We start from the raw sequence: 13,084 nt of genomic DNA on the forward strand, positions 1-13,084 counted from the left end.
GTATTGATACTGCGCGCTATACGCTACGCTGCCGTTAAGCTTATTGTACGAAATGAAATCCCGTTGCCTGACGACAACTCTGATAACCAATCGTTACGGACTGCATACGGAGTCCACGAACTTCCGGAAAGACCCGCCCCATTCACCGAGCCACCCGCCATGCGAGACGAGGCACTAGACGTAGTCGTACCAGGATCCGGCGTCGGGTTAGGGTCGGGCGTGGGAGTTGGGTCGGGGTCGGGTGTCGGCGTCGGATCAGGGGTCGGCGTCGGATCGGGCGTGGGAGTTGGGTCGGGTTTGTTCGCTTCTTCCTCGGCCTTCTTTTTCTCGTCTTCTTCTGCCTTCTTCTTGGCTTCTTCTTCCGCCTTCTTCTTCTCTTCGTCTTCATCGTCGTCCGAGCTCGAGTACGTGCCGCCGATGTTCCACTTGGAATCGGAGTACGTCTTGTACGTGGGCGCCTTGGCAGTCTTGAATTGCTCGATCGGCTGACCGTCGAGCGCAGCGCTCATGAAGTCGCGGAAAACGATTGTCGCCGTCTCATCGCTAGAAAGCGATTGTCGCTCATTCATATCACGAGGATCGCCGATCCAGATAGCGACCGAAAGCTGCGGCGTGAACCCGCAGAACCAGATGTCGTTGTAATCATCGGCCGTACCCGTTTTGCCCGCTACGGGTTGCCCCGACGGCAGAGCGGCGCGGGTACCGGTACCCTCCGACGTGTTGATGACGCCCTGCATGACCTGAGTGGCCGCGTAAGCGATCTCGGGAGTTATCACCTGTTCGCCAGGATCGGTTGAATTATCTTCGATCACGTTGCCGTTGCGGTCGAGGATCTGCTCGACGCCGATCGCGTCGTGCTTCACTCCCCCGTTCGCAATCGTGCCGTACGCTTCCGCCATATCGATCGTCGTCACTTCACTCGTGCCGAGCGTAAGCGTAGGAAAGGCGCGAAGCTCCGTGGAAATACCCATGCGCTTGGCTACTTCGGCAACCTTTTCGGGACCGACCGACATCGCTAACCTCACGAACCCCGTGTTCGACGATACCGCGAAAGCGCGCGCTATGCTGCGCGTTCCGTAGTTGATGTTGTAGATGTTCGAAATCTTGTGGCCCTCCACCGTCATGCTCGTCGAGCAGTCCACCATGGTCTGGGGGTTGATGCCCGCTTCAAGCGCTGCAATCAGGGTGAACGTTTTGAACGAAGAGCCCGGTTGGCGCTCTGCCTGCGTGGCGAAGTTCCACTGGTTGGCGTAATAGTCCCTGCCACCCACCATCGCCTTCACGAAGCCCATTTCGGGATCGACCACCGTCATCGCAACGTCGAAGTTGTCGGCGAGCATATCGCGCTTTGCCTGCGCAGCAGCCTCAGCCTTCTCCTGCAAGTCAATGTCGATGGTCGTGTACACGGTCCAGCCACCTTCGAAGATTTCGGACTTCGAATACTTGTCGAGCAGGTATTCGCGCACGTAACTCGTGAAATACGGATAGGCGTAGATGCCGTCGTTCGAGCGCTCGGTGACGTTGAGTTCGAGCGGGGTCGCAACCGCCTCGTCATACTCCGCCTGCGTGATGTAGCCGTTCTTGAGCATGCGATCGAGAACGAGGTCGCGGCGGGATTGGCAATTATCGGGATAGTCGATGGGGTTGTTGTACGTGGGCGACTGCGGAATACCGATGAGCGTTGCCGCCTCCACAAGCGTGAGATCGGTTGCACTCTTCGAGAAGTAGCGCTGCGAAGCGGCTTCGATGCCGTAGGCACCCGACCCGTAGTTGATCGTGTTGAGGTACATGAGGAGTATCTCGTCTTTGCTGTACACCTCTTCGATCTTCATCGCAAGATACATTTCGCGGACCTTGCGCTTGATCGAGATGTCGGTCGCCTCGTCGAAGAGGATCGTGTTGCGCACGAACTGCTGCGTGATGGTGGAAGCGCCTTCGCGCGACGAACCGGTGAGGTTCACCACGACCGCGCGCGCGATTCCCCACAGGTCGAACCCGCCGTGCTCGTAAAAGCGCTCGTCCTCGGTTGCCACCGTCCCATCGAGCACGTACTGGCTGATCTGGTCGATCTCCACCGGTTCGCGGTCTTCGAGGTAAAACTCGGCCAGGACCGTCGACCTGTCACTCGCATACACCGTTGTTTTGCGCGCCGAATTGAATTGATCGACGTTTTCGTATTCGGGAAGCGTATCGGGGTCGAGCCACGATTCTCCGAGCGCCCACACGCCACCCACACCTGCGAGCACGAGGGTGATTAAGACTGCGAGCACCGCAAGCGGCACGGTCCACTTATTCTTCTTTTTAACATCGGGCCTGTTCTTTATAGAGCGAGAAGCCACGGGTCACCTCCAGGAAAAAACTTCGCCCATTTTACCATCAGGCCTCTTGCCCTCATGAAAGTACATAAGTTTGTTGAAAAAAGGCCATAGGGCAGACACGAGGTCGTCGAAGCGTACCCCGCCCGGTGTAGAGAAGAAAGCCCTTGCGGGACTCCCGCTCCTTTTGCGACAGCCGAACGAGTGCACTGATACTGCATCCATCATCGCTCTGTAGTTTGCTGGAGCCGCCTTGAGAACGGCGACGGCCCCGCACGCTCATCTGCGTGCGGGGCCGCCCCTGTCATGCGGTATATGCCCGGAGGGCTTATCCGTGTCGTTGGGCGTCGGCTTCAAGCGTTTCCTTCGCCTGAGCCAACTGGACGTGCACGGCTTCGTGGCCGGTGCCGCCTATCGTCGTCCGCGCGGCCACGATGCTCTCGAGGTCGAGCGCGGAGGTGATATCTTCTTCGAAAAGCCCGCTTGCAGCTTTGAAATCCGCAAGCGTAAGATCGTCGAGGTCGCAGCCTCGTTTTTCACAGGTGAGCACGAGATTGCCCACCACTTCGTGCGCCTCGCGAAACGGCATGCCCTTCTTCGCGAGGTAGTCGGCCACATCGGTTGCGGCCAGAAACCCCTTCTTGGCCTGCTCGCGCATCGCATCCTCGTTGACGCGCATGGTTTCGATCATGCCTTCCATGCACACGAGGCAGTCGGCAAGCGTATGAGCCGCGTCGATGACGCCTTCCTTATCTTCCTGCAAATCTTTGTTATACGCGAGCGGCAGCGATTTCATCGTGACGAGCAGCGCTACGAGATCGCCCACCACACGCCCCGACTTACCGCGGATGAGCTCGGCGAAATCGGGGTTTTTCTTCTGCGGCATGATGGATGAGCCGGTCGAATACTGATCGGACAAGGTGATGAACCCGAACTCCGAGGAAGACCACAGGATGATTTCCTCGCACAAACGCGACAGGTGCATCATCGACACCGCGCATGCGTAGTCGAGGTCGAGCAGGAAGTCACGGTCCGACACCGCGTCAAGCGAATTGGGTATCACGCCTGCGAACCCAAGTTCGGCGGCCGTCATCTCGCGATCGAGCGGATAGGTGGTGCCGGCGAGTGCCGCTGAACCGAGCGGACTCACATCGGCCGCCTGCAACGCCGATTCCAGGCGTCCGAAATCGCGGGTGAGCATCCAGAAGTACGCGAGCATGTGGTGCGAGAACAGTACGGGCTGAGCGTGCTGGAGATGCGTGTAGCCCGGCATGATGCATCCGAACTCGTCTTCGGCTTTCGCGACGAGCGCACGGCGCAGCGACACGTTGTGGGCCATGAGCTCAAGGCAAAGGCCTTTGGCGAACAGGCGCGCATCGGTAGCCACCTGATCGTTGCGCGAACGACCTGTGTGCAGACGTGCTCCCGCAGTGCCGATATCGGCCGTGAGCACCTTCTCGACGGCCATGTGAATGTCCTCGTCGTTGATGTCGAACGTGAACGCGCCCGCATCGATCGCATGCTCGATCTTCTCAAGGCCAGCGCTGATCGCAGCTGCATCGTCTTCGGCGATCACCCCCTGGGCCGCCAGCATGTTCGCATGGGCGCGGGAGCCGGCGATATCCTGTTTGTACATCGCCTTGTCGACGGGCAGCGATGCGCCGAAACGCTGCGTGAACGCATCGACGCCCTGCTCGAATCTCCCAGACCACAATGCCATCGTTTTACCTTTCTTCGAATCCGTCATGCGCCGCGTTTACGCTTTTACCGCAGCGGCGTACATGGCCTGCTCGGCCTCTTCGACGATGTCCGAATGGCCCTCGTCCTTGGAAAGCTCGGTAACGCCTTCGTATTTTCCCTTCTTAAGCGGACCCTGCGCCTTTTCAGCGTTGAACACATCGGCGGGCGCACCCTCCTGCCTCCGATTCGATGCCCACGTTTTTGCAGAGAGCGTATGCAGGTCGATGAAGCCCTTCGCCGCACCGTGATCGAACGCGTCATCGGCGTCGTAGGTTGCAAGCGCGAAGTCATAGAGCGAGTAGGCGCTCTTCCGGCCGACTACCGTGCACGAGCCCTTGTAAAACTTCATCTTCACAGTGCCGGATAGGCACTGCTGGGTGGAGGCGAGAAAGGCATCAAGCGCCTCTTTCAGAGGAGAGAACCACAGCCCGTTGTACACCGATGTCGCCCAGCTTTGCTCGATGCCGAGCTTGTAGTGCAGCACTTCCCGCTCAAGGCACAGATCCTCGAGCGCTTTGTGGGCTTCGATGAGCGCAAGTGCACCGGGGACCTCGTAGCATTCCCTGCTCTTCACGCCGACGAGCCGGTTTTCGATCATGTCGATCCTGCCGAAGCCGTGCGAACCGGCGATCTTGTTGAGCTCGAGGATGACCCCCATGAAGCTCATCTGCTTGTCATTTACCGCATACGGAAGACCCTTGGAGAATGTGATCTCCACGTACTCGGGCTCATCGGGGGCGTCTTCGGAGTTGACAGTCATCGTGTAGATGTCCGCGGGCGGCTCGGCCCACGGATCTTCGAGCACGCCGCACTCGATGGCCCTACCCCACAGGTTGTCGTCGATCGAGTAAGGGTTGTCCTTCGTAGCCGGCACCGGCACACCATGCGCGAGCGCCCAGTCGATTTCCTGGGGCCTGGTCTTGAGATCCCATTCCCGCACCGGGGCGATGATCTCGATCGTCGGATCGAGCATCATGATGGAGGCTTCGAATCTCACCTGATCGTTGCCCTTTCCGGTGCAGCCGTGCGCGATGTACTTCGCACCGTACTTGTGCGCCGCATCGACAAGATGCTTGGAGATGGCAGGCCTCGAGAGCGCGGAGAGGAGCGGGTACTTGTTCTCGTACATCGCATTCGCGAAGAGCGCCTTGCTCAGGTACTCGTCGACGAACGTTTGCCGCATGTCAACGACTAGGCAATCGAGCACGCCGAGATCGAGCGCCTTCTGTTTGACCTGCTCGAGCCCGTCGTGCTCCTGCCCCACATCGCCGACTACCGCGATGACGTCGAGGTTCTTCTCGTCCTGAAGCCACTTGAGACACACCGACGTGTCGAGTCCACCGGAATACGCGAGTACAACTTTATCCTTAGCCATTGTTCTAGTTTCCTTCCTTGCTGGCTTAATACCGTGGTTTGATGAGCCCGAAGATGCCTTGCGGCAGGCCGCTCCCTTGGGTTTTCGGCATCGCGGACGGAAAATCGTACAGCTTTGCCTTAAACGATCCTGCACGGATCGCCTCCGAAAAGACGGCTCGCATCTTAATCGGACACACAAACGTAGAGCGGGGATGAGGGTAGGGGCGCGTACGTCCCCAAAGAAAAATAGACGACTAACGTCGTCGCAGTCGGTTGATTGCGCCCGCTACTTCCGTTGCAGCTTCGGAGGTGGGTGTGGCAATCATAATGGTGTTGTCGCCGGCAACGGTACCCAGGGCGCCCTTAAGGGCTGCCTTATCGAGCGCGGCTGAAACGCCTGCTGCTCCACCTGAGTATGTCTTCACAACTACCATATTACCGGCTAAGTGTACTTCCTCGACTAGTTCCGAGACCATACGTTGCAACCGCATCTCTTCAGGAAGAACATAAAATCCTTCCCGGGACTTGACGAGACCCATATCCATGATGTCGCGGGATATAGTGGCTTGCGTGCAATCATACCCGGCAGCTTGCAGCTGTTCGGCCAGATCGCGCTGTGTTTTGACGTTATACTCGCGAATGATGTCGCGAATGACGTCATGCCTCTGTTGCCGCTTTCTCATGTAGGCGCTTTCAGTCCTTCACTCGAGCAGTAAAACACATACGGTCTACCATCCTCGCGTGAGCATATGCAGAAAAGTGCAATACCCTCGCGATTTATGCAGGTAATCTTAACGTAAAACTACAGCCAGCGCGACAAGAATCTCAAAAGTCGCAAAAGTTTCTGCGCTTCGGCCCCGTCGGCTTTGAAGCCGCACACATACAGAGCTATGCGAGCAGAGCGTTCAAACCCTCGATCAGCGCATCGACATCCGCTTGCGTGCACACGAGCGGCGGCAGGAAGCGCAGCGTGTGCGGACCGGTGCTGTTGAGCAGAAGCCCCGCTTCAAGCCCGCGCAGCACGAGTGCGGGGGCATCGAGCGCGTCATCGAGATCGCACGCGCACATGAGGCCGAGGCCCCGCACGCAGACGATGCCCGGAAGCTCGGCGAGTCGTTTACGCAGATACGACCCCACCTCTTCGACGCTACGGGCCACCTCGAGGGAAGCAAGCGTTTCGATCGTGGCCTGTGCGGCCGCAACGGCAAGACAGCTTCCGCCGAACGTGGAGCCGTGATCACCCGGCTCGAAGGCGGCTGCGACGCTTTCGCGTGCGGCGCACATGCCAGTCGGAACGCCCGAGGCGACCCCTTTGGCAATGGTCACGATGTCGGGGGTGATGGCGAAATGCTGGAAGCCGAACGGGTACGTGCCGCAGCGATACATGCCGCACTGTATCTCGTCGCAGATGAGCAGCGCCCCGCACTCGACCGTCAGCCGGCGTGCGGCTTCGAGGAATTCGGCTGTGCACGGGTGCACGCCGCTTTCCCCTTGCGCGCACTCGAGCATGATCGCGCAGATGTTCTCGCCCTCTGCGGCGAACAGGGCTTCGAGAGCTGCGATATCGTTCAGCGGCGTATGGACAAAGCCCGCTGGCAGGGGCTGGAACGCCTCCTGCTTGGCAGGCTGGGCGGTCGCGGCAAGGGTTGCGAGCGTCCTTCCGTGGAAGCCGCAGTCGAGCGTGACGATTGTCTGCGCTCCGCCCTTGTGCTTTTTCGCCCAGAGCCGCGCAAGCTTGATGGCGCACTCGTTAGCCTCGGCACCAGAATTGGCGAAGAAGCTCTTCCATGGCGTGCGCTCGGTTTGCTCGACGCGCGTATTGAGCAGGTCCGACAGAAGCTTTGCCACCTGACCGCGGTTTTCGATGTAGTAGTAATTGCTCACGTGGATGAGCTTTTCTGCCTGAGATGCCACAGCTTCGACCACGGCGGGGTGGCAGTGCCCAAGGCTTACCGCCCCCACGCCCGATACGAAATCGAGATAGGCGCGCCCCTCGTCGTCGAACACGCGCATGCCCTCGCCCGAAACGAGCTCGACGGGTTTGCGAGCATACGTGTTCAAGAGATACGTGGATTCGAGGTTCTGCTGCTGTGCCAAACTCATAGGAGCGCCTTCTTCCTGCTTGGTTCGAGTTCTCGTTTCAGTACGTAGCGATACCCGCCCGACGATGCGCCGCGCAGCGCGCGTCGGGCAAAGACGGGTTTTAGCGGTTGGGCGTGCGCACCCCGTTCTGCTCGCTCAGAAGCACCGGATGCTGCCGGTTCTCGATGAGCTTCGCGGCGAAGTTGCCGAGCGGGTGGGCATCGAACGTGCAGGATTCCTCGGTGCTATGGAGCGTCGTTCCCACTCCGGTGTTCGTGAGCAGCTCGAGCAGAAGCGCATGCGGTGTCGTGCCGTTGATGATGTGCGCCCTGAACACGCCCGCTTCGAGCGCCGAGATGCAGGACTGCAGCTTCGGAATCATGCCCGTCGATACGACGTTGTTCTCCACCATGTACTGCGCTTCGAACATCGTGAGGTTCGATATGAGCGAATCCTTCCGCTCGAAATCCTCGTACAGCCCGTCAACGTCGGTGAGGAACACGATCTTGTGCGCTCCGATGGCGGCGGCGATGTGACCCGCAACCAAATCAGCGTTCACGTTGTAGTAGCCGCCCTCTTCGCCCATGGCGATCGAGGCGACGACGGGGATGTAATCGGCGTTGATGAGATCCTCGAGATACCCCGAGTTGATGCGCGTGATGCGCCCCACCCGTCCCAGTTCGGGCGATTTCTGCTCGGCCATGATCGTTCCCGCATCAGACCCGCTCACGCCGACGGCGAGGTTGCCGTGCTCGTTCATGGCTTCGACGAGCTCCTGGTTCACCTTGCCCATGAGTACCATGCGCACAACTTCCATGGCTTCGTCGGTTGTGACGCGCTGCCCCTCTTTGAACTCGACGGGGATGTTGAACTTGTTCATAGCATCGGTGATGGCGAGGCCGCCGCCGTGGATGATGACGGGGTTGATGCCGATGATCTTCAAGAGCACGATATCGTTCATCACGTCGGTACGCAGCTGCCCATCGACCATCGCCGAGCCGCCATACTTGATAACGACCGTTTTCCCGGTGATGTTCTTGATCCAGGGCAGCGCCTCGACGAGAACCTCGGCGGTTCTTGACGATACGGGCTTGGGTCTCGTGTCCTTCGCGTACTTCATGTTCGGTAGTCTCCATTGATCGTAACGTAATCGTGCGTGAAATCACAGGTCCACATCGTAGCAGATCCGGCTCCGGCGCCGAGATCGACCGCGATGACTATTTCGGGGTGCTCGAAGCGCGCAAGCGCCTCGTCTTCGTCGAACTCGACGGTCAGGCCGTCGCGGCAGACGGGGATGCCCATGATGTCGATCGACACATCCTCCTGGGCGAACTTCGCCCCCGACTTGCCGATGGCCATGGCGATGCGCCCCCAGTTGGCATCGTGTCCGAAGATAGCCGTTTTCACGAGCGGCGAGTTCGCAACGGCGCGGGCCGCTGTATCGGCATCGGCGTCGTCGGCAGCACCCGTCACCTGCACGGTGATAAGGCGGGTTGCCCCTTCCCCGTCGCAGGCCAGTTCGCGGGCGAGCGTCGTGCATACATGGGTGAGGGCGCCCACGAATTCGCGGTACGCTTCGCTTTCGTACGCGATAGCGCCCGATGCACCCTGCGCCTTGCCGCTCGCGAACAGATAGCACGAATCGTTCGTGGACGTATCCGAATCGACGGTCACTTTGTTGAAGCTCACCGAAACCGCCTCGACAAGCGCGCGGTGAGCGGTGTCGGGAGCAAGCGGGGCATCGGTCGTAAGCACGGATATCATGGTTGCCATGTCGGGCATGATCATGCCCGAGCCCTTCGCCATACCGCCGATCGCAATGCGCACGCCTTCGAATCCAACGGATGTGCTCGTATACGCTACCGCGTACTCTTTGGCGTAGGTGTCGGTGGTGATGATGGCGGCTGCCGCATCGTGAGCTCCGTCAACCGAAAGCGCATCCACCGCTTCGCCCACATGCTGCTCGAACGGCTCCATGGGCAGGTGCACGCCGATCACGCCCGTCGATGCTACAAGCACTTCGTTCTCGGGGCAGCCGAGCGCATCGGCGACAAGGCGGGCCGATGCGCGCGCATTGGCAAGCCCGATTTCACCCGTTGCTGCATTGGCGTTTCCGGAGTTGACGATCACGGCGCGAGCGGTACCGTACGATACGCCGTCGAGGTGCTCGCGCGACACCGCCACCGGTGCCGAGCAGAACACGTTTTGCGTGAACATGCCCGCTGCGGCGCACGGCTCGTCACTCGCGACGATCGCCATGTCGAGGCGGTCGCGGTTTTTGCGGATACCCGCATGGATGCCGCACGCTTTGAAGCCGGATGCGCTCGTAACGCCGCCGCCTTCGATGGCCTCGATGCCGCACGGGGGCTCGAGCCGTATGCAATCCTTGTCCATATAACCGTTCCCTTCGATACCGCTACACCGGAAGCGCCGAGGCCGTAAGGCCCGCACCCTCGGATAGGCCGAATACGATGTTGGCGCACTGCACGGCCTGACCCGCAGCGCCTTTGCAGAGGTTGTCGATCGCACCGACGGCGATGAGCATATCGCCGCCCTGCGAGAGCGCAAGGCCGATGTGGCACGAATTGCTGCCCGCAACCGATCTTGTTTTCGGCATGCTGCCGAGCGGCAGCACCTGCACGAATTCGTCGTCGCGGTAGAACTCGGTGTAGAGCGCATAGATGGCCTCGATGTCTGCGGCGTGCGCACATGCGGCATCGAGCGGCAGGTACACCGTCGAAAGGATGCCGCGGTTGAGCGGTGCCAGATGCGGCGTGAACACGACGCGGCCCGGTACCCTAAGAATCTGCTCGATCTCGGGGGTATGGCGATGCGTGCCCACCCCGTACGCTTCGACGCTTTCGTTCGCGAAGCAGAAGTGCGTGCGTTCGGTGGCCTTCTTGCCCGCCCCGGTCACACCCGAAATCGCATCGACTATGAGCGTTCCCGAAACCATGCCCGCATGCACTGCGGGATACGCCGCAAGCGAGGTGGCGGTGGGATAGCAGCCCGCACACGCGACGAGTGCGGGGCGGCCCGCTTCGCGCTCGGCGGCGCGTCGCTCAAGATCGTCGCGGAACAGTTCGGGAAGGCCGAACGCCGCCTTTTCGAGCAGCTCCGGCGATGTGTGCTCGGTCGCGTACCAACGCTCGTAGACTTCCGGATCATGCAGACGGTAATCAGCCGAAAGGTCGAATACCGTTATACCCGCTTCGAGCAGCGCAGGCACCTGAGCCATAGCGGCGGTATGGGGCACGGCAAGGAATACGGCGTCGCACTCGGAAAGCGCATCGGCGCCGTGTTCGGTGAACACGAGCTCGGTGTGCCCGATGAGCGCTGGATACAATTCGGAAACCCGCGTACCGGCAAGCGAATCGGAGGTTGCCGCGACAAGCTCGAATTCAGGGTGTTCGCTCAAGAGCCGCACGAGTTCGATTCCAGCGAACCCCGCCGCCCCTACGATACCTGCTCTAATCGTCATCTTCGCTCCTCGACTCGCGTGTATGACCTGTCCACCGTGGAAACCATCCTACGGTAAGTGCCCGTCTGTTTGCAAGGCAACCATACAACGCGCATTCGAAAAGTCACGAATCGGTAGGCGGGATGCCTCCAAACTGTGCCCTTAGCCCCGGTTCGTCGTATGGGTGTAGGTGGGTACGGCCTCTTCGAGAATGGCGATGGCTTCGGCGTCGGTTTTCGCGATGGCGGCTTCGATCTCGTCGAGCTTGGCCGCCACCTCGTCGTAGCTGATCTCCTGGCCGGTCGAGATCATGATCGAGGAGTTGGTGGTGGGCAGCGTGGATTCTTCGTCCATCAACAGCTCCTCGAAGAGCTTCTCCCCTTCGCGCAGACCCGTGAATACGATTTCGATATCGGCATCGGGCGTGAGGCCGGAAAGCTGGATGAGGCTTTTCGCGAGCTCGACAATCTTCACCGGCTCGCCCATGTCGAGGATGAAAATCTCGCCGCCCTTGGCAAGGCCGCCCGCTTGGATGACGAGCCGCGATGCTTCGGGAATGGTCATGAAGAACCGCTCGATATCGGGATGCGTTACGGTAACGGGCCCGCCCGCGGCGATCTGGCGCTTGAACACGGGGATGACGCTGCCGTTGGACCCGAGCACGTTGCCGAAGCGCACCGCCGAGAACACCGTTTTGGACGTGCGGGCGTAGTATTGCACGACCATTTCGCCGAGGCGCTTGGTCGCACCCATAACCGAGGTGGGGTTGACCGCTTTGTCGGTCGAGATGAAGATGAACCTGTCTGCGCCGTACGCATCGGCCGCGCGCACCGTGTTGAGCGTACCGAACACGTTGTTCTGCATGGCTTCGCGCGGACACACCTCCATGAGCGGTACGTGCTTGTGGGCGGCCGCGTGGAACACCGCGCCGGGGCGGTACTTCGCGAACACCTCGTTGATGCGCGCGATGTCGCAGACGCTGCCGACCTCGATGACGATGTCGATGTCGTCGTATTCCGAAAGAAGCTCGTTTCGGAGCATGTAGGCGTCGTTCTCGTACATGTCGAAGATGACGATGCGTGCAGGTGCCACCTTGCAGAGCTGACGCGCAAGCTCGCTGCCGATCGAGCCGCCCCCGCCGGTAACGAGCACCGTTTCGCCGGCAATGTAGCCCGAGACCGTGCGCGTGTTGAGCACGATTTCCTCACGACCTAAAAGGTCGGCCACATCGACGTCGCGCAGCGACACATCGCCGAGCTCGTCGATGCGCAGTTCGCGGATGTTCGGAAGCGTGCGCAGCTTGCAATCGGTTTTGGTGCAGATGCCGAAGATGCGCCTGCGCTCTTCGAGCGTGGACGAGGGTATGGCCACGACGATCTGCTCGATGTCGTACTTGTCTACAAGATCAAGGATATCGTCGCTTGTGCCCTCAACCTTCACGCCATGGATGCGCAGACGGCGCTTTGCCGGATCGTCGTCGACGGCCACGATGGGAATGCCCGGCATGAGCGGATCCTTGCTTGCCATGCGGTCGATCGTGAGCGAGCCGGTTTCACCTGCGCCCACGATGAGCGTGCGCAAACGGTCGCACTCGCGGGTGGGATTCGTAAACGCGCGCTTCTTACGGCGCGCGACGCGGTATACCATACGCATACCGCCGCAGAAGAATATCAGCAGGAACAAAGCCACGAAGAACACGCGGATGGGAAGGCGCACGTCGATGATCCAGAGAAACACCGCGCCCACGAACGTAGAGAGCGCGACCGCAAGCACGATCTGGATCGCCTCGTCGACGCTCGCATACTCCCAGAGGTTATTGTAGAGGTGGAATACGCCGAGCACGAGCACGTTGATGAGCGCAAGGATGCCGATCATGAAATAGATCTCGTTGTTGTAGAAGACCTCCCCGACCACATCGGTCAGAAGTGACGCAAGCCAATACGCGGCATACGTGGCCGCGATATCGAAAAACAGCAAAAGTGCTGTTCGTTTGGTTATACGGAAGTCCATTGCGCCTTGCTTTCAGCGAAAAATGTGTTTGGTTTCAGAATCACTACAGGTTTTATGCGCTGAAGGAGTATTGTACACAAATCGATTACCATGGAAAGCTACCGATACGGTTTCAGGAGTT

9 protein-coding genes are annotated in these 13,084 nt (G+C 59.9%); all 9 read right to left on the reverse strand.

Features of this window, described 5'->3' with window-relative positions:
• Window positions 1–23 precede the first annotated feature (23 nt).
• The 9 genes from FJE54_RS00065 to FJE54_RS00105 all read right to left on the reverse strand — a co-directional run bounded on the left by FJE54_RS00065 (window position 24) and on the right by FJE54_RS00105 (window position 12,963).
• Window positions 24–2,339, reverse strand: a complete 2,316-nt coding sequence (locus FJE54_RS00065; RefSeq protein ID WP_139650511.1) for a transglycosylase domain-containing protein — start codon at window positions 2,337–2,339, stop codon at window positions 24–26.
• Window positions 2,340–2,643: 304 nt separating this feature from the next.
• Window positions 2,644–4,035, reverse strand: a complete 1,392-nt coding sequence (gene argH / locus FJE54_RS00070; protein ID WP_139650512.1) for an argininosuccinate lyase — start codon at window positions 4,033–4,035, stop codon at window positions 2,644–2,646.
• A 36-nt stretch (window positions 4,036–4,071) separates the two neighbouring features.
• A complete protein-coding gene (locus FJE54_RS00075) occupies window positions 4,072–5,430 on the reverse strand; it encodes an argininosuccinate synthase (RefSeq protein WP_139650513.1) in 1,359 nt (452 codons plus the stop codon).
• 235 nt (window positions 5,431–5,665) lie between these two features.
• Window positions 5,666–6,094, reverse strand: coding sequence for an arginine repressor (locus tag FJE54_RS00080; protein ID WP_139650514.1), 429 nt, complete (start codon window positions 6,092–6,094; stop codon window positions 5,666–5,668).
• A 205-nt stretch (window positions 6,095–6,299) separates the two neighbouring features.
• Window positions 6,300–7,514, reverse strand: a complete 1,215-nt coding sequence (locus FJE54_RS00085; protein WP_139650515.1) for an acetylornithine/succinylornithine family transaminase — start codon at window positions 7,512–7,514, stop codon at window positions 6,300–6,302.
• A 100-nt stretch (window positions 7,515–7,614) separates the two neighbouring features.
• On the reverse strand, window positions 7,615–8,613 hold the full coding sequence (argB, locus tag FJE54_RS00090; RefSeq protein WP_139650516.1) for an acetylglutamate kinase: 999 nt from the start codon (window positions 8,611–8,613) through the stop codon (window positions 7,615–7,617).
• Window positions 8,610–9,887, reverse strand: coding sequence for a bifunctional glutamate N-acetyltransferase/amino-acid acetyltransferase ArgJ (gene argJ / locus FJE54_RS00095; RefSeq protein WP_139650517.1), 1,278 nt, complete (start codon window positions 9,885–9,887; stop codon window positions 8,610–8,612). The genes argB and argJ overlap by 4 nt, the downstream gene beginning before the upstream one ends.
• A gap of 22 nt (window positions 9,888–9,909) precedes the next feature.
• Complete coding sequence (gene argC / locus FJE54_RS00100) at window positions 9,910–10,974, reverse strand: N-acetyl-gamma-glutamyl-phosphate reductase (protein ID WP_139650518.1); 1,065 nt, start codon at window positions 10,972–10,974, stop codon at window positions 9,910–9,912.
• Window positions 10,975–11,115: 141 nt separating this feature from the next.
• A complete protein-coding gene (locus tag FJE54_RS00105) occupies window positions 11,116–12,963 on the reverse strand; it encodes a nucleoside-diphosphate sugar epimerase/dehydratase (protein WP_139650519.1) in 1,848 nt (615 codons plus the stop codon).
• Window positions 12,964–13,084: the final 121 nt, after the last annotated feature.

It is taken from the genome of Raoultibacter phocaeensis, from assembly GCF_901411515.1.
GTDB classification, from domain to species: Bacteria; Actinomycetota; Coriobacteriia; order Coriobacteriales; family Eggerthellaceae; genus Raoultibacter; species Raoultibacter phocaeensis.